Below are 14,222 nucleotides of genomic sequence, written 5' to 3'. Positions count from 1 at the left end.
AAGATTGCAAGAGCACACATTTAAAATACAAATAAAAGGACGGGTTCAAGGAGTTGGATTTCGTCCTTTTGTATTTAATTTAGCTCGACAACAAGGTCTTGTTGGTAGTGTTTCTAACAATGGAAGTGGTGTTATTATCAGATTCCATACAACAGAAGAAAGAGCAAATACTTTTTTAAGAACACTCCTGGAAAGCCCACCTCCTGTTTCAGTTATAAGCTCCTACCAACTAGAGAAAACCACAACAGAGAATTTCAAAGAATTTAGCATTGTTCCTTCAGAAAAAGAGCAATCTATAAATATACCTTTAACACCTGATTTTGCGGTTTGCGAGACGTGTAAAAAGGAAGTCAAAGACAAAGAGAATAGGCGCTATGAATATCCTTTTACTACCTGTGTAAATTGTGGACCAAGATATGCTATTACTACAAAATTTCCTTTTGAAAGAGCGCATACATCACTTGCTGGTTTTGAAATGTGTCCCGCGTGCAAGAACGAATATACAGACCCATCTAATCGTAGGTTTCATTCACAAACTAATAGTTGTTCTGACTGTGGAATACAATTACAGCTCACTGATAGTAAAGGGAATACACTTAATATTAGCAAAAATCAAATAATTGAGAAAACGGCAGCACTAATTCTAGAAGGACACATTGTCGCTATAAAAAACACAAATGGTTATCTCTTATGTTGCGACGCAACAAATCCATTGGCAATTGCAGAACTACGTAAAAAAAAGAAACGACCTAGCAAGCCATTTGCGGTATTGTACGATAGCATTGATACTGTACAGAAAGAATTTGAAGTATCAGAACAAGAAAAAGAGTTGCTCACAAGTAGCATTGCACCTATATTAATACTAGAGAATACAAGGAACACGCAAATTGCAGCACATACTATTGCACCAGGTTTAAACCAGACAGGTGTACTTTTACCTTCCTCTTCGCTCTTGGAATTATTAATGCATATCATTAAAAAACCGATAGTATGCACTAGTGGAAATATTCACGGCACTCCAATAATTTCAGAAAACGACATTGCTCAAGAGCATTTAAAAACAATAGCTCATTATTTTCTACATCACAATTTGCCTATTCAGTTTCCTCAAGATGATTCTGTGGTAAAAATAATAGATGGGAAACAACATTTTATAAGACGTTCACGTGGTTTAGCGCCCAACTACTTAATGCAAAACAATAAAATAAAATCAGGTGTTTTGGCAATGGGTGCACACTTAAAAAGCGCTTTTTCTTTAGTGCCTAACACGCATATTTATGTAAGTCAGTATTTTGGAAATTTAGATAATTATGATGTGCTAGAGCGCTATAAAAAGACTATAGACAAACAGTTAGGAGTCTTTAGCTGTAGTCCTAAAACTGTTCTTGTAGATGCGCATCCCACCTATCAAAGCAGTATTGCTGGCGAGACAATAGCAAAAGAGTATGATGCTCAAATTTTTAAAATTCAGCATCATAAAGCGCATTTCGCCAGTGTATTAGGAGAGCATCAACTTTTTGAAAGTGAAGAGAGAATATTAGGAATAGTTTGGGATGGCACTGGTTATGGAGATGATAATGCTATTTGGGGTGGTGAGTTTTTTATTTATGAAAATCACACAATGGAGCGCATTAGTCATTTTGAATACTATGATTGGTTAGCAAATGATAAGATGGCAAAAGAGCCACGCCTTGCTTTATTGAGTCTGCTAAATAATGAAAACAGGAGAGATATAACAGATAAGTTCTCTGACACTGAATGGAAGATTTATACAAAAATGTTAGATAATAATGTTTTAAAAACATCATCGGTGGGAAGATTGTTCGATGCGGTAGCTTCAGCTTTAGATATAAAAGATGTAAACACTTTTGAAGCAGAGGCGGCTATGTTGCTTGAAAATTGTGCCAAGACCTACTCAAAGAGTTATTACATAGATTTTTTACACAATGTATCCTATGATATTATCCCGTCACAACGAATAATAAACGAGCTTTTTAAAGCATATAATGAAGGCTTTTGCAAGGAGCGATTGGCATACAGTTTCATTTACACACTTGCAAAAAGTATTATTACGCTTTCGCGAAAGCATAACACAAATACTATAGCTTGTAGTGGAGGTGTTTTTCAAAATAGTGTTCTCATTCAGGTGCTTGCTCGATTGTGTCGAAATAGTAAAATAAAGTTAAAATTTAATTGTAAATTGTCTGCAAATGATGAAAATATTTCGTTTGGACAGCTTATGTATTTTCAGAATATTAAGAATTAATACCAGTTAGAATATGTGTTTAGCAATCCCAGGAAAAATAAAGAGTATAGAGCTACAATATGGTGGTGCGGTAAGGATGGCAACAGTTTCTTTTGGCGGGATTACTAAAGAAGCCAGCTTAGAAATGTTACCAGATGCAGATGTAGATGACTACGTTTTAGTACACGTAGGTGTAGCCATTAGTAAAGTAAATGAAGAAGAAGCGCATAAAACTTTTAAATATCTCGAAGAATTAGGAGAAATAGGCGAACTCACAGATGTAGATGAATATTTACCGAAATAAGAGTTTGCTATGAAGTATATGTCAGAATATCGAGACCCAGAACTCGCAAAAAAATATCTTGAAGAAATAAAAAAAACAGTTACACAACCTTGGTCTATAATGGAGGTTTGTGGAGGACAAACCCATAGTCTAGTAAAAAACGGAATTATTGAGATGTTGCCTAAGACAGTAACAATGATTCACGGTCCAGGTTGTCCTGTTTGTGTAACACCATTAAATATTATAGACAAAGCGATTCATTTAGCACTAGAGGAAAATGTCATTTTATGCTCTTTTGGCGATATGCTTCGTGTTCCAGGTTCAAAGAAGAACTTACTCGAAGCCAAGGCAGAAGGTGCAGATATCCGCATTTTATATTCGCCATTAGAAGCAGTGAGAATCGCCGAAGACCATCCAGATAAAGAAGTCGTATTTTTTGCAGTAGGCTTTGAAACCACAGCGCCAGCAAATGCACTATCAGTAATTCACGCACACCGTAAAGAATTAAAGAACTATTCTATACTCACGTCTCACGTTTTAGTGCCTCCGGCGATTAAAGCAGTAATTGATGATGAAGAAAGTAAGATAGATGGTTTCCTTGCTGCTGGTCACGTCTGTACTATTATGGGTAATTCTGAATACCATCCGCTATCAAAAACCTACGAAGTGCCTATTGTTGTCACTGGATTTGAGCCATTAGATGTATTACAAGGCATCCTAATGGTAGTGCGACAGTTAGAAGCAAACAAAGCGGAAGTTGAAAATCAATATGCTAGAATCGTAAAAGAAGAAGGGAATCCTGAAGCTCAGAAAATGATTCATCAGATATTTGAAATTAAAAACCAAATATGGCGAGGTATCGGAGAAATTCCAGATAGCGGTTATCAAGTACGTCCTGAATATGGGGATTTTGATGCTAAGCGGAAATTTCAAATTGAAATACCAGAAGCACCAGAAAACCCTGATTGTATTTCTGGTCAAATTATGAAAGGCCTAAAGAAACCTTTTGAATGTTCACAGTTTGGCAAAAAATGTAAGCCTACAAACCCATTAGGAGCACCTATGGTAAGTAGCGAAGGTGCTTGTGCTGCTTACTACCATTTCTCTGGACTGGTAGAAGCATAGTCCTTAAAATCCAATTTATTTAATGACAGATAAAAAAATAAGAATGCAGTTGCAATGTCCAATGCCTAAATTGGATTTTGATGTAATTACCTTAGGTCACGGAAGCGGTGGCGTACTTACCAATAAGTTATTAGATAGTGGTGTTTTTGATGTACTCAGTAATCCTATCTTAGATGAACGTCACGATGGTGCAATCTTTCAATTAGAAGGCAAGATGGCTTTCTCTACAGATAGTTTCCTAGTATCACCTATCTTCTTTCCAGGAGGAAATATTGGAGAGTTAGCAGTAAACGGTACGGTTAATGACCTTGCTATGTGTGGTGCAATTCCAAAATATCTATCTCTTAGTTTTATTATTGAAGAAGGGCTTAAAGTTTCTGAGTTTTGGGAGATTTTAATTGCTATAAAAGGTGCTTGTGAAGAAGCGGGCGTTCACGTGGTAACGGGAGATACTAAAGTTGTTGAAAAAGGAAAAGGCGATAAGATATTTATCAATACTTCAGGAGTTGGGAGCATACATTCTAAAGCTAATATTTCAGCAAAAAACATAAAAGCAGGTGATAAAATTATTGTGAGTGGTAATATCGCATCTCACGGTATGGCTATTATGTCTGTTAGAGAAGGGCTTGAATTTGATTCTGAAATTTTAAGTGATACTATAAACCTCAATCATACCATAAGTAGTCTGCTAGATAGCTTTGGAGAACACATACACTTACTCACAGACCCAACACGAGGTGGTATTGCAACCGTACTCAAAGAAACCGCACAGTCTATTAATTTAGGAATAGATATGGCGCAAAGAGATTTGCCTATTGATAATCAAGTAGCTAGTGCCTGTGAATTATTAGGTTTAGACCCAATATATGTGGCAAATGAAGGATTGTTTATTGCTTTTGTAGATGCATCTATTGCAGATGATTTTCTGGAAGCACTACATAAAGATGAAAATGGCGCAAATGCAAAAATTATTGGAACTGTTACCGAAGAGCATCCAAAACAAGTGATTATGGAAAGTGCCATAGGTGGAAAGCGTGTGGTAAGTATGTTGCCAGGAGAACAGTTACCTAGAATCTGCTAGCCTATGGATTTTAAAACACTAGGCGACCAAGTCACAAATGGACGTATTTTTAGAGGTTCAGAACAAAAACCATTTCTAGCACCTAGAGGTGTTTTTGTAGCAAAAAACAAGCTTTTTGTTTCAGACACAGGACAGAATCGTGTCTTTATTTGGCATACAATCCCATCAACAGAATTTCAAGAACCTAATGTTATTTTAGGTCAACTAGAAGTTGAAGATAGTGGAAGAAATTCAGGAGGCGATGTGAACGCTAGTACGCTGCAATATCCTTCTGGTTTATGGAGTGATGGCGAAACCCTAATTGTTGCAGATGCGTGGAATCACAGAGTACTTATATGGCATTCTATACCTACATCAAATGCCCAACCAGCAGATGTTGTTTTAGGGCAGCCTAGTTTTGATACCAATTTGCCTAATGTAAAAGGGATAGGAAGTGACCCAACTGCTCAAACACTTAATTGGCCGTACGGCTTATTTTCTGATGGTAAAAGTCTATGGATTGCAGATACAGGAAATAGACGCATACTTGTTTATAAAAATATTCCAAAAGAAAATTATGCTTCTGCAGATGAAGTAATAGGGAAACCTGCATTCACGACGCGAGATTATAATAACGACGACCCTATTTGGCCCTATTCCATTAAAATAAATAGTAAAGGTCAAATGGCAGTCGCCGATACGCAGTTTTATCGCGTACTTATTTGGAATTCTAAAGAAGACGCACTTTCAAAACCAGCTGATATTATTATTGGGCAAGATAATTTTGATGCTTGTGGGCAAAATCAGTTTAGACTAGCTCCAGAAGCAAATACGCTGAATTGGACGTATGATGCTTGCTTTTATAAAGATGGCATTTTAGTGAATGATACAGGGAACAGTCGCATTTTAAAGTTTGACACCATACCTACTGAAAATAACGCTTTCGCGAAAGCGGTTATAGGCAGAAAAGATTTTACGACTAGTAGCGAATTTAAAGGCAATATGCACGGAACTAAAAGTGCTATCTATTGGCCATTTTCAATAACTACGGAAGGCGACACTTTATTTGTTGCAGATACAGGAAACCACAGATTGGTTATTTGTGATTTAAAAAGTGAGGTATAACCAATAAATTCCAATAACTATAGCAAATAAACCGCCTGCAAATCGAATACCTTTAAAGAATATTGGGTCATTTGCTTTTTTAGAATATCTAGCAATATTGCCGAGTATAAATGCATAGGCTGTCATTGCTAAAACTGTACCTATAGCGAATCCTATTATGTACTGAACACCTTCAAGTTTTGTTTCAAAAGCAAGTACAGGAAGTAGTAATATAAAATGTGCTACCCCAGCAAGTCCGTGTAAAAACCCTATGCTAAGTGAAGAAAGAATATTCTGTTTCATTTCCTTTTTATGGGAATGATGTTCACTATCACTTTCATAGCTGTGAATATGTGTGTTTCCGTCAGAATGTGTGTGTGGTTGTGTATGTTTTTTCTTTTCATTAAATATTCGGTAGAACGCCCAGAGACCTACAATAATTAAAACAATAGCAACAAGCTGCTCACTGTAACCAGATATAGTTTCAATAGGAATAACCTCTTTAAATAGTAAAAAAAGTACACCAATAAGAAGCATTCCTATTAAATGCCCAAAACCCCAAACGAGACCTACTTTCCATCCTCTTTTCTGTGAAGAAATAGCAAGTGGTGTAACAGCAGCAAGATGGTCAGGACCTGAAATAACGTGGAGAATAGATGCAAGAATTGCAGAAAATAAAGTTGTAATCATTTAAAAATTAGAATCTAGTTTACAGAAATATTGGGTAAGATAAATATTTTATTTAACAGGTCATTTGATGTTTACAATTACTCAGCACATTCCCCTACATTCCGTTGCTCTCCATTACAGGGAAAGAGCTTCATTTAGAAAAGTCTTGGACACAATTTCAAAGTAGCTATCATTACTTTCATTCGCTATTAAGCCTAACAAGCGAACTACATCTGAATAGAACTCTATCAAATTTGAAATAGAGTCCACTAATTAATTTCACTTACAACTTTCACTTCACAAAGTTGTAAAATTCTACCCGAAACGAACTGCATAACCGTTCGCGCACTCACTTTTATAAGTTCTTATTCGCTCAAATTTTTAGTGTCGGTTACCGAAAAGGTAACAGCGATGGCGCTATGGGAAGTAAGTAGATGTTAAATCATCATCGGCTACTTTCACCTCAATCTTATCTAATAAATAGATAGTAAAACGTATCAAATCCCTGCTTTTTGAGCTAAAAGAAAAGGAAAACGCTCAAGATATAATAAGTATGCAGATAAATGCCATTGTGGCAACTAATTGACACCAATCTAAACCATATATAATTGGCTTAACTATTGACCTAATATGCTCATAATCATTATTAAGTAATATCAATGGTCTCCAGTATTTATTAAGAATACTTTAAAAAGTTGAATCGATTTTTCTTAAAAAATGCAAGGTGTAGTTTAACACCTCTTAGGCTTTTTAGCTTTAGATAAAAAGTACTGCAAACCCGAAATTAAATGGAGGGATTGTATAGCAAGAGGGTAACACGCTGGCGCGATGTTACAATATTCAGTTTTTTTTCAAAACACCAGTAAAATTAGTGCTTGACAACGATTTATTGTTTTGTGTTTTAAAAATTGAAGTGTTGTTTTTCACGGAAAAACGCTCACAACTAAATAAGGACAACAAATTTTTCACGGAAAAATGGATAAAGGATATGAAAAAGAGCAATTTAAGAGCTTAAGCATTAAAGCTTCAGTAGCAGCTAAGTTCAATAAATTTTGTAAAGAAATCTCACTTTCAAAATCAATGACCTTATTGGTTATGATTGAGTTTTTTGAAGAAAACTGTATTTCGCCAACAGAGTCTATGGGACCAAATATGGAAACATTAGAGAAGCGGATTTCACTTCTTATTAAAAAACGAATGAATGGAATGATTGCCATAATGAAAGACATTGAAAAGAACCAGACCAAACCGACAGTAGCAATGCTACAATCACTTTTTGAACAAGCTGAACCAAAGAAGAAAGTACGAATGGTGGAGAAAAATGACCCTTATCTGGAGAAAGACGTTCGCTTTCGCGAAAAGAAATATTTGAATAACAATGATGATGCGTAATGAAAAGTGTAAACTACATTATTCACCTCAATACTATATTGGAAATATTCAATAACGATGAACGTATTAAACAAGGACATATCACATTATACCTTGCCTTCTTCTATTTATGGAATAAAAAATTTTTCAAAGAGACCTTAACCATAAATCGGGAGTTAATAATGGAGCGCGCAAAGATTAAATCAAAAACAACGTATCATAATCATTTGCGAGATTTAGATACCTGGGGATATCTTACCTACTATCCATCATACCATCCATCAAGAGGTTCTAAGATTAAGATGACCAGAGCTTGTCCCAAAAGTGGTACAACCTGTAGTACACTAAAGGTCCAAAATTTGGACAACTGCGTTCCAAAACCTAACCAAAATTTGGTATCTTCTTATAAACATAAAACAAAAGAAAACTTAAATAAACAGCCTGTCTTATTTTTTAATGAAAGTGAAGTCATTTCATTTTTCAGACAAAATAGTTGGCCAGAAATAGAGGCGAGAAAATTCTATGTATTCATTAAATCCAAAAAGTGGAAAACAGATAACTGGCAAATAATTGCGAAGATTTTTGTCAAAAATAATTTTAAACTGGAAGAACCTAAAAAGACCAGTCCAATTTCTGGCTATGTAGAAAAACTAATAAACGATGGGGATAAGGACGATTGAATGCCCCTTTGAAAAGGCTATTTTACCTTTCTTTCTGCTACTTGGGTTGATGCCTGCATTTTCGCCTTCAATATTTTCATATCCTCACTTACTTTTCTATCCAAAATTTTAGCGTAATGTTGTGTAGTTCGTAAAGATTTGTGACCAAGCATTTTGCTTACAGATTCAATAGGTACACCGTTTGACAATGTTACTGTAGTGGCAAAAGTATGTCTCGCCAAATGAAAAGTGAGGTTCTTTCTAATTTTACAAAGTATCGCTATTTCCTTAATATAGGAATTCATTTTTTGATTACTTAATACAGGAAGTAATCTTCCTTTATTAGAAACATCAGGATGGTCGTCATACTTCTTTAGGATATCAATAGCAGTCGGTAATAGTGGAATGCTACTTCGCGTATCGGTTTTAGAACGTTTTATCTTAATCCACTTATCACCATCGATACCAATTACTATATCGTTGCGTGAAAGCTTTTTAACATCTGCATATGCTAGTCCTGTAAAGCAAGAAAAAAGAAATATGTCTTTTACTTGGTCTAAACGTTCTGTATGTAATTCCTTTTCCACCATTTTTTGAATATCTTCTTCGGTAAGAAATTCTCTCTCAACTATTTTAAGTTTAGCTTTCCAATTTGCAAATGGGTCTTTCTGAATCCAATCATTAGCAAAAGCAATACGTATGATTTTTTTAAAATTTGTGACATACTTAATAGCTGTATTATGCGCGCACTTTCGTTCTGTTTTTAAGTAGTACTCTAAGCCCGATATAAATTTATGGTCTACATCTTTTACTGGAATATCCTCAAGGTTATATTCTAAACTTATATAGTCCGAAACGTGTTTCTTCGCTGTTTTGTAGCGTTCTATAGTTCCAGGAGCAAATTCTTTCCCTACTAAGCGCTCTATTTTATCATTATGGTTTTGGAAAATTTCGAGTAGCATCTTATGATGTATTCCTTTACCTAAATAAACATTCTTAATAATATCTGCTGTGACGAGCTCTTGATTCTCATATAGTGTTTCTTGAATCTTGTAGATTTTAACTTTAATAGTGTCCATATACTTATTAAGCTCACGAACATCAGTTGTTGTTCCGCGAACCTTTCCAGCCTCAGAGTTCCATCTACTCAATAGCACCTTTCGTTTTATACTCAACTCGCTACGCTTTCCATTAACTGTTATTCTTAAGTAAATGGGAGCATTACCGTTTTTGTCGATGTCATTACCTCGTGGGTAAAATAGGATTGAAAATGTAGTTTTCATCGGTGCGTGGTTTTTATAGCACTATAAGGTACAAAAAATACAAATGCAAATTACACGTAAACCCTTATATGACAATAGTTAACGGCTAATTAGGTGCGTTTTTTACTATAAAAATTTACGCACCGAATCACGCACCTTTTATTTGATATTATATGGTTTTGGATGATATTGTAAAAAATCAAAAAAGCCCGAAAACATAGTGTTTACGGGCTTTTAGCGGAATTTGGTAATTCCTAAGCGGAGAAAGAGGGATTCGAACCCCCGGAGGTGTGACCCTCAACAGTTTTCAAGACTGCCGCATTCGACCACTCTGCCATTTCTCCTATTGCGGGTGCAAATATAATAACCTTTTTTGTTCTATGGAATAAAAATTTCCACCAATCGGTACTTTTAAAGATTTAGCCACTGCTTAAATTCTGCAGCTTTGTTCTTGCTAATAATAATATCTACCTCAGAATTAGGGTTCACCAAGATTTTTAACTGGTTGTTACCATATTTTACTATTTTTTCAATAGCCGTGATTGCAACAATAAACTGTCGGTTCGCCCTAAAAAATGAAGTTCTGTCAAGATTAGAAAAAAGTTCATCTAAACTAGAGTTTGATGTACTTCTGTTGCCATCTATACAAACTACGTAGGTGATTGTATTTTCCATATAGATATAAGCGATTTCTTCCGTTGGTACAGGTTTTAGCTCATTTCTTCGGTAGGTTAATATCCGTTTCTTGGAAGTGTTTTCGTCATCACGGTTACCATCTTGCTGGTCTGATTGAACGCTTACCTTTTTCTGGTATGCATCTACGGCACTGTTTAATTTTACGAGATTTATTACTTTATCGGATAGTTTTTGATTATTGGCTTCTAATCTTTTTTCATAGGTACTACCGATCAACCTGACGGTGACAACAGAGGCCACCACCGTCACCAGACCCATAATTACTAAAATTGTATAGAACTTGTTTCTCAAGTCTTCTATTTGACCCATTACAATTTGCGTGTTGGTATGGGCCGCAATAATCCAGTCTGAATTCTTAACCGGACAGATACTGATTACTTCAGATTCTTGAAGACCATCTTCAAAGTCTTCAATACTCACTTCTTCTTGTTTGTTCTTTAATAAGTCGTAGAATTTTTTAGAAGTCAAATCATCGGATACGGAAGAAACAAAAGATTTTTCAGTGCTAATATTTTGGCCAACGACTTTAACATCAGGGTGGCAAATGAACCTTCCGGACCAATCGAACATACTAACAAACCCTGTTGTTTGATTCGTATTCTCTATACTTTCTTGAAAAGTAACAATTACCGTATCCTTGGCAATACCATTTCTTAACTGGGTGCTTAATAATGAGGCTACTTCTTGGGCCTCTCTTTTGCTAAACTCAAGATGGGTCTCCAATATTCTGTCAACGCTGAAATTCACAAAATAGCGGACCGCCACACTTGATATCACCAAAAAGATAAAGGTAATGGCCAAAAATGTAGAAAGATACAAGCGGTCTTTGCGCATGGTTGTTTTTTGGTTGTAAAACTCAGTCAGCTAAAATAGCAATATTTAAAAACAAACAGTTGCTCAGTATTTACCTTCAAAAATGGAATTACTGTTGTTTTTTCAAGCTTAAATATTCCCTGTTAAGTCTAAAAATTCCCTCTCACATAGTTTAATAGTGCACATACACGGGGATATTTCTTCATTTGAACCATCAAATTAATATTCAAAACAAAAACAATGAAAACAACTAAACTAATGCTACTCTTTTTGGCTCTACTCTGTTTTTTCAGTTGCACAAATGATAGCGAAGCAGATTTAATTCTTGCCGACCAGCAAGAAGAAAACAATGATGACCCTGAAAGTAATGAGATCACCTATGAAAATACCGTAAGGGCAATAATACAAAATAGCTGTGTGGGCTGTCATGACAACCCGCCAAGAAACGGTGCGCCTTTCTCACTAATAAATTACCAGCAGGTGAGTAATCGGTCTGGTGCTATTTTAAATGCGATGTCTCGTCAAAATGGAGCCCCAGGCGCTATGCCTCCATCAGGGAGATTGCCACAAAATACCATTGATATGATTCAACAATGGATAGATAACGGATTGCCAGAAAATTAATAAATGATTATAACCGCTAAAGAACAAAAAAATGAAGAACAAAAAAACACAAGGTCTTGCAGTAGTATTATTAATAAGCCTTTTTCTATTTAATGTAAATGCGCAACAAAAATACATAGACAAATCGGGTGAGATACGCTTTGAAGCCTCAGAAAAGCTTTTTGAGCCTGTAGAAGCTACTAACAAAGCAGTAACGGCCGTTTTAAATGTTGATACGGCGGAGTTTGCTTCTTTGGCTTTGGTAACGGGTTTTCGATTCAAAAACTCGTTAATGGAAGAGCACTTTAATGAAAACTATATCGAATCTGAGACATACCCCAAAGCAATATTCAGAGGTAAGCTGATCGGTTTTGACTTTTCAAATTTATCAAACGACTCAATGGAAATTGAGGTGGATGGGAAATTAGAATTGCATGGAAAAGAAAAGCAGATTAAAACTACGGTCAGCCTACAAAAAATGGATAATGCCATAGTCATGAAGGGTGACTTTAAGGTCACCCCTTCAGACTTTGATATTTCAATTCCGGCAATTGTTAAAAATAAAATTGCCAAAGAGGTAATAGTTTCTATTCAATTCAAACTTAAATCATGAAAAAAAAGAATCTAAAATACTTCGTAATCGGGGCAATAGTTGTTGGTCTTATAACAGGTTTCGTAATCTTCGACAAAGTGATGAACGCACCTCATAGACAAATATCCAAAGAGGTGACAGATTTTGTCATGCCCGCTGAAGACCTGCAATTTCAATTTGCAAATAGCCAAGAAACAGCTACTACAAAATATATGGATAAGGTGATAGAAACCTATGGTTCCGTAACAGAGATTGGCCTAAATCATATTGTTTTAGAAGATAAGGTATTAGTAATGTTTCTAGAGGGTTTAAATCAAGAAATCATAGAAGGAGACCAACTAAAAATTAAAGGAAGATGTGTTGGCTTTGATGAACTCATATTACTCGTAAAAATAGACCAAGCCACAACCATAAACTAAAACAAATGAAAACTAAATTATCAATTATTATAAGCTGGGTATTTAGCCTAATCACTATAAATGCTCAAGAAGATCTTCTTGAAGAATTTGATACCATTCAACCAAGCGCTTATAAAAGTGCCGCGTTTAAAGGCTTAAAAATCGTGAATTTTGAATCTACTAAAATGGTTTCTCAAAGCGAACTATACTTTATAGTATCTCACCGTTTTGGTTCTGTTAAGGGAGGTTTTCAAGATTTTTACGGATTAGATCAAGCAGTTACTCGGTTAAATTTTCTGTATGGAATTACAGATGGAATCAATGTGGGTATTTCAAGAAGTTCATTTCAGAAAATATACGAGTCTTCATTGAAATTAAGGTTAGTGCGAGAGAAGGTCGGTGGTTTTCCATTTACAATTGTAAGCTCTAGCAATATACTGCTCAATACTGCTTTAGATGATGAAATTTTACCAGGACTAAAGTTTGAAAACCGATTAGGGTACACATCCCAACTACTCATTTCAAAAAAGTTCAATAAGAATTTTTCTTTACAATTAATGCCCACTTTTTTTCATGACAATTTGGTAGCCATAGATGAGCAGTCAAATTCTCAATATGTGCTTGGCTTTGGTGGCAGGCATAAGTTGACCAAAAGATTCTCACTAAATTTTGACTACGGCCTTCATTTGAACAGGGCATCGAATTCACCTTTCAATAATCCGCTTTCTATTGGTATCGACATTGAGACCGGGGGACATGTATTTCAATTGCATTTTACCAATGCTCAGCCAATGAATACGAACGGTTTCTTGGGGCAAGGAACCGGTGATTGGGGTAACGGAGATTTTTTCTTTGGGTTTAATCTTTCAAGAGTATTCAATTAATACAGTTACAAAATGAAAACACAGTTAGCAAGAGTTCATGTTCAGAATAGTTTTTGCTTAAGATGCAAAGCACTTATAGAAGCCAAGCTTTCTGAAATACAAAACATTTCCAACATAAGATTATATAATAATGAACCAATGGTCGTATTTAATTTTTTTAAGGCCAATGAGCTGTCAGATGTGCTCAATACATTAAGCGAAATTGGCTATCCGGAAATAGGCGAACGTATTGACAGTTCCTGTTTTAAGAAACCAAAAAATTGTTTGTGTTAGTTTTTAGTTTAGGTTTTGTAAAAGGCCTTCGTAAAGAAGGTCTTTTTACTAACTCAAACAGAGGTATAGTTTATAAATCAAGTAAGTAGAATTAATAAGAACATAGAAGATTCGATTTTGTTCCCTTTTAAACTTAAATATTCCCTTTCGCAAAGGTTTAGTCTATAAATGGTGCATATCGTTGA

Annotated in this window: 15 protein-coding genes and 1 tRNA gene; 12 read left to right on the top strand and 4 right to left on the bottom strand. The window is 35.4% G+C overall.

Annotation, left to right across the window (positions count from 1 at the left end; genetic code table 11):
- The first annotated feature begins 4 nt into the window (after positions 1–4).
- The 5 genes from hypF to ACFSQJ_RS07295 are packed head-to-tail and all read left to right on the top strand — an operon-like array spanning position 5 to position 5,838.
- Positions 5–2,266, top strand: a complete 2,262-nt coding sequence (gene hypF, locus ACFSQJ_RS07315) for a carbamoyltransferase HypF (RefSeq protein ID WP_377766312.1) — start codon at positions 5–7, stop codon at positions 2,264–2,266.
- A 13-nt stretch (positions 2,267–2,279) separates the two neighbouring features.
- The gene (locus ACFSQJ_RS07310; protein WP_339654427.1) at positions 2,280–2,549 is read left to right on the top strand and encodes a HypC/HybG/HupF family hydrogenase formation chaperone; all 270 of its coding nucleotides are present in this window, start codon (positions 2,280–2,282) and stop codon (positions 2,547–2,549) included.
- Between the two features lie 9 nt (positions 2,550–2,558).
- Positions 2,559–3,653: a hydrogenase formation protein HypD gene (gene hypD / locus ACFSQJ_RS07305; protein WP_377766311.1), complete on the top strand. Its 1,095-nt coding sequence runs from the start codon at positions 2,559–2,561 to the stop codon at positions 3,651–3,653.
- Positions 3,654–3,696: 43 nt separating this feature from the next.
- Complete coding sequence (gene hypE / locus ACFSQJ_RS07300; protein ID WP_377766310.1) at positions 3,697–4,734, top strand: hydrogenase expression/formation protein HypE; 1,038 nt, start codon at positions 3,697–3,699, stop codon at positions 4,732–4,734.
- Between the two features lie 3 nt (positions 4,735–4,737).
- A complete protein-coding gene (locus ACFSQJ_RS07295; protein WP_377766309.1) occupies positions 4,738–5,838 on the top strand; it encodes a hypothetical protein in 1,101 nt (366 codons plus the stop codon).
- Here the strand turns inward: ACFSQJ_RS07295 and ACFSQJ_RS07290 are convergent.
- Entirely contained in the window at positions 5,821–6,507 is a 687-nt protein-coding gene (locus ACFSQJ_RS07290; RefSeq protein ID WP_377766308.1) for an urease accessory protein UreH domain-containing protein, read from the bottom strand. The genes ACFSQJ_RS07295 and ACFSQJ_RS07290 overlap by 18 nt on opposite strands.
- Positions 6,508–7,461: 954 nt before the next feature.
- On the opposite strand from ACFSQJ_RS07290, the gene ACFSQJ_RS07285 reads away from it, so the two are divergent.
- Together ACFSQJ_RS07285 and ACFSQJ_RS07280 are read left to right on the top strand one after the other, a co-directional pair.
- Complete coding sequence (locus tag ACFSQJ_RS07285) at positions 7,462–7,878, top strand: BfmA/BtgA family mobilization protein (protein WP_377766307.1); 417 nt, start codon at positions 7,462–7,464, stop codon at positions 7,876–7,878.
- Positions 7,878–8,537 carry a hypothetical protein gene (locus ACFSQJ_RS07280; protein ID WP_377766306.1) on the top strand — a complete coding sequence of 220 codons (660 nt, stop codon included), beginning with the start codon at positions 7,878–7,880 and terminating at the stop codon, positions 8,535–8,537. Before ACFSQJ_RS07285 ends, ACFSQJ_RS07280 begins: the two co-directional genes overlap by 1 nt.
- Before the next feature lie 17 nt (positions 8,538–8,554).
- Here the strand turns inward: ACFSQJ_RS07280 and ACFSQJ_RS07275 are convergent, their stop codons facing one another.
- From ACFSQJ_RS07275 to ACFSQJ_RS07265, 3 genes are all read right to left on the bottom strand, one after another.
- A complete protein-coding gene (locus tag ACFSQJ_RS07275) occupies positions 8,555–9,799 on the bottom strand; it encodes a site-specific integrase (RefSeq protein ID WP_377766305.1) in 1,245 nt (414 codons plus the stop codon).
- Between the two features lie 238 nt (positions 9,800–10,037).
- A tRNA-Ser gene (locus tag ACFSQJ_RS07270) sits at positions 10,038–10,122 on the bottom strand.
- Between the two features lie 67 nt (positions 10,123–10,189).
- A complete protein-coding gene (locus ACFSQJ_RS07265; RefSeq protein WP_377766304.1) occupies positions 10,190–11,308 on the bottom strand; it encodes a LytTR family transcriptional regulator DNA-binding domain-containing protein in 1,119 nt (372 codons plus the stop codon).
- 219 nt (positions 11,309–11,527) lie between these two features.
- Here ACFSQJ_RS07265 and ACFSQJ_RS07260 point away from each other — a divergent pair, with 219 nt between their 5' ends.
- The 5 genes from ACFSQJ_RS07260 to ACFSQJ_RS07240 are packed head-to-tail and all read left to right on the top strand — an operon-like array spanning position 11,528 to position 14,037.
- A complete protein-coding gene (locus ACFSQJ_RS07260; RefSeq protein WP_377766303.1) occupies positions 11,528–11,911 on the top strand; it encodes a hypothetical protein in 384 nt (127 codons plus the stop codon).
- 31 nt (positions 11,912–11,942) lie between these two features.
- Entirely contained in the window at positions 11,943–12,503 is a 561-nt protein-coding gene (locus ACFSQJ_RS07255; RefSeq protein ID WP_377766302.1) for a YceI family protein, read from the top strand.
- On the top strand, positions 12,500–12,901 hold the full coding sequence (locus tag ACFSQJ_RS07250; protein ID WP_377766301.1) for an OB-fold protein: 402 nt from the start codon (positions 12,500–12,502) through the stop codon (positions 12,899–12,901). The genes ACFSQJ_RS07255 and ACFSQJ_RS07250 overlap by 4 nt, the downstream gene beginning before the upstream one ends.
- 5 nt (positions 12,902–12,906) lie before the next feature.
- On the top strand, positions 12,907–13,764 hold the full coding sequence (locus ACFSQJ_RS07245; RefSeq protein WP_377766300.1) for a DUF5777 family beta-barrel protein: 858 nt from the start codon (positions 12,907–12,909) through the stop codon (positions 13,762–13,764).
- A 12-nt stretch (positions 13,765–13,776) separates the two neighbouring features.
- Positions 13,777–14,037 (top strand): hypothetical protein, encoded by a 261-nt coding sequence (locus ACFSQJ_RS07240; RefSeq protein ID WP_377766299.1) that lies wholly within the window; start codon positions 13,777–13,779, stop codon positions 14,035–14,037.
- Positions 14,038–14,222 lie beyond the last annotated feature (185 nt).

This window comes from Croceitalea marina (genome assembly GCF_042684265.1).
In the GTDB taxonomy this organism is placed as follows: domain Bacteria; phylum Bacteroidota; class Bacteroidia; order Flavobacteriales; family Flavobacteriaceae; genus Croceitalea; species Croceitalea marina.
This window is presented reverse-complemented; position numbering and strand designations above follow the sequence as displayed.

Excerpts from the sequence above, each read along its gene's own strand:
- ACFSQJ_RS07310 (WP_339654427.1), top strand. The coding sequence starts at position 2,280 with ATGTGTTTAGCAATCCCAGGAAAAATAAAGAGTATAGAGCTACAATAT.
- hypD (WP_377766311.1), top strand. The coding sequence starts at position 2,559 with ATGAAGTATATGTCAGAATATCGAGACCCAGAACTCGCAAAAAAATAT.
- hypE (WP_377766310.1), top strand. The coding sequence starts at position 3,697 with ATGCAGTTGCAATGTCCAATGCCTAAATTGGATTTTGATGTAATTACC.
- ACFSQJ_RS07295 (WP_377766309.1), top strand. The coding sequence starts at position 4,738 with ATGGATTTTAAAACACTAGGCGACCAAGTCACAAATGGACGTATTTTT.
- ACFSQJ_RS07290 (WP_377766308.1), bottom strand. The coding sequence starts at position 6,507 with ATGATTACAACTTTATTTTCTGCAATTCTTGCATCTATTCTCCACGTT.
- ACFSQJ_RS07285 (WP_377766307.1), top strand. The coding sequence starts at position 7,462 with ATGGATAAAGGATATGAAAAAGAGCAATTTAAGAGCTTAAGCATTAAA.
- ACFSQJ_RS07280 (WP_377766306.1), top strand. The coding sequence starts at position 7,878 with ATGAAAAGTGTAAACTACATTATTCACCTCAATACTATATTGGAAATA.
- ACFSQJ_RS07275 (WP_377766305.1), bottom strand. The coding sequence starts at position 9,799 with ATGAAAACTACATTTTCAATCCTATTTTACCCACGAGGTAATGACATC.
- ACFSQJ_RS07265 (WP_377766304.1), bottom strand. The coding sequence starts at position 11,308 with ATGCGCAAAGACCGCTTGTATCTTTCTACATTTTTGGCCATTACCTTT.
- ACFSQJ_RS07260 (WP_377766303.1), top strand. The coding sequence starts at position 11,528 with ATGAAAACAACTAAACTAATGCTACTCTTTTTGGCTCTACTCTGTTTT.
- ACFSQJ_RS07255 (WP_377766302.1), top strand. The coding sequence starts at position 11,943 with ATGAAGAACAAAAAAACACAAGGTCTTGCAGTAGTATTATTAATAAGC.
- ACFSQJ_RS07250 (WP_377766301.1), top strand. The coding sequence starts at position 12,500 with ATGAAAAAAAAGAATCTAAAATACTTCGTAATCGGGGCAATAGTTGTT.
- ACFSQJ_RS07245 (WP_377766300.1), top strand. The coding sequence starts at position 12,907 with ATGAAAACTAAATTATCAATTATTATAAGCTGGGTATTTAGCCTAATC.
- ACFSQJ_RS07240 (WP_377766299.1), top strand. The coding sequence starts at position 13,777 with ATGAAAACACAGTTAGCAAGAGTTCATGTTCAGAATAGTTTTTGCTTA.